Origin of the sequence: Methanobrevibacter sp. (genome assembly GCF_045644645.1) — an archaeon.
Lineage (GTDB): Archaea > Methanobacteriota > Methanobacteria > Methanobacteriales > Methanobacteriaceae > Methanocatella.
Genome location: NZ_JAZRHE010000092.1, coordinates 1 through 2,060 on the forward strand (window position 1 = coordinate 1; position 2,060 = coordinate 2,060).

A 2,060-nucleotide genomic window follows, 5' to 3' on the forward strand; every position below is an offset into this window, starting at 1 on the left:
AGGAACCCTATTTAAAATATCCATTGTCAGCCATGAAGATGCTAAAGTGAAAACGAATAATAAAAAGGCCAATAATTTAAAATCGGATATTGCACCAAACATCACTAGAAATATATTCATGAAAAACTGATGACAGAGGTAAATTCCATAACTGTACTTTGCAATGGAAAGTATGGACCTTCTGAAAATACCATCAGGGTTTTTAATGAAATTAAGATTTAGATTAAGCTGACTGAAATTTTTATATAAAGTGAAAATTCCAATTACCTCGATTACCAAAAATATTGAATAACGGTCAAAGGTATAAAACGGATCTGAATCACCGGACAGCAAATAAGAGATAAACATCAATAAAAATACGCCTGCAATCAGGAATGCGAATGAATAATAAACATTGTTGAAAACTTTTCTTTTAGTGTGTCTCAAATAATAACCCAAAACAACCATGCCGATCGGACCCATGAAATATGACAGTTTAATAGGCAAATTCCAGAATAATGTTTTATCATAAAGGCAAGTTATCGCCCATATGACCAGGAAATATTCAACATGGTCCATTGGAGAGGCCCTAATCCAATTGTTGAATATGGGCATTATCAGATAAGTGCCCAATATCATCCAAAAGAACCAGTAGTGTCCGAACCAATGATTCTGACCTATAAGGGAATTGCCTAAAAAGTAAAAAAATCCATATAAATCGAATGAAAAATCATGGGGCCAGTCCAAAACCGGAAAATAATAAATCGCGACGAAAATGATTGCTGCTAAAAGAATCCCCCAAAACAAAAACGGATAAACAATTCTTGGAATTCTTTTACCCAAAAATGATCTGATTGACCAGTCACGCCCCAGTGACAATGCACCGGACAACATTAAAAAGATATCAACACCACACCTACAACAGGTCCTCATAAAATCATGAACCAGCCAGCTGTAAGATGGAATGACATTATATGCAACAGTGTTTACCGAATCCGCTCTTACGCTAATATGAAATATTATTACCATAATAATAGCCAATGCCCTAAGCGCATCAAAATAGAAAATTCTTTTGGATTTGGTATTTGATTGCATGAATAAAAACTCAAATATACAATTTAATTGTTTGAATTAAAAATTCTTTAAAATTATATAGATTTAATAAAGTATTTAAAACATTCTATGAAAAGATATTACGTTATAAATATCTGAGAAAAAGAGTTGAAAAAATAAGAAAAATAATTAAAATAGCTCGAAAGCTATTTTAAAATTATATTGTCGATATTATGTTGTCTATTCGCCAATAATTTAGCTCTTTCAATGTTAATTCCGTTTTTACCGATAGCAATACGTTTATTGGTATTGTCTGCTGTGACAGTAGCAATTCTTTCGCCTGACTGCTTTTGACTTACTTTAACAGATTTTACTTTAGCAGGGGATAAAAGATTTTTAATGAACTGTATCGGATCATCGTCCAATTCGATAATCTCAACACCTTTATCTACTGCTCTTTGAACTTTAGATACAGAACTTCCACCTTTACCGATGGCCAGTCCCATGTCACCATTCTTTACGACAAAAGTGACTTTTCCATGTTCATCATCGATAATGCAATCTTTAACCATTGCTCCAGTCATATTTTCGAAAAGAGCTATGTATCTAATCTCATTTGCACTAAATTTAATAGACACTTAAATCTACCTCAAATCGTCTAATATTGTAGAATCTCCTGGATCGTTAACGATTAATGTAGCAACAGTAAAAGGTTTACCACAAACAGAACCCAAATCCACACTAGTTCCATCATATACAATAAATGGAATTTCGGAAAGATTTGCATAATATTCAACATCTTCAAGAATTTCTTTAGGAGCGTTACGGGCAACAACTGCAAGTTGTCCTTTTCCTAATTTTAAAGATTGAATTGATTTTTCAGAGCCTAAAGTCACATCCCCTGTGTCTACAGCTACCCTGATTCCTCTATCTACGTCCATCATCTAGCCTCCTATTCATTTTTATAATCCATTTTGACACCGACAGAACCGGTACCAAGAGGTATTGGTTGTCCAATAATAATATTT

At 33.3% G+C, this 2,060-nt stretch carries 3 protein-coding genes; all 3 read right to left on the reverse strand.

The window, feature by feature from the left end:
* A partial coding sequence (locus ACKI4K_RS05340; RefSeq protein WP_407423008.1) for an acyltransferase occupies positions 1–1,074 on the reverse strand: 1,074 nt, incomplete at its 3' end.
* Positions 1,075–1,238: 164 nt separating this feature from the next.
* Positions 1,239–1,670, reverse strand: coding sequence for a NusA-like transcription termination signal-binding factor (locus ACKI4K_RS05345; RefSeq protein ID WP_407423010.1), 432 nt, complete (start codon positions 1,668–1,670; stop codon positions 1,239–1,241).
* Positions 1,671–1,676: 6 nt separating this feature from the next.
* Positions 1,677–1,976 carry a 50S ribosomal protein L30e gene (locus ACKI4K_RS05350; protein ID WP_407423012.1) on the reverse strand — a complete coding sequence of 100 codons (300 nt, stop codon included), beginning with the start codon at positions 1,974–1,976 and terminating at the stop codon, positions 1,677–1,679.
* Positions 1,977–2,060 lie beyond the last annotated feature (84 nt).

Excerpts from the sequence above, each read along its gene's own strand:
- ACKI4K_RS05350 (WP_407423012.1), bottom strand. The coding sequence starts at position 1,976 with ATGATGGACGTAGATAGAGGAATCAGGGTAGCTGTAGACACAGGGGAT.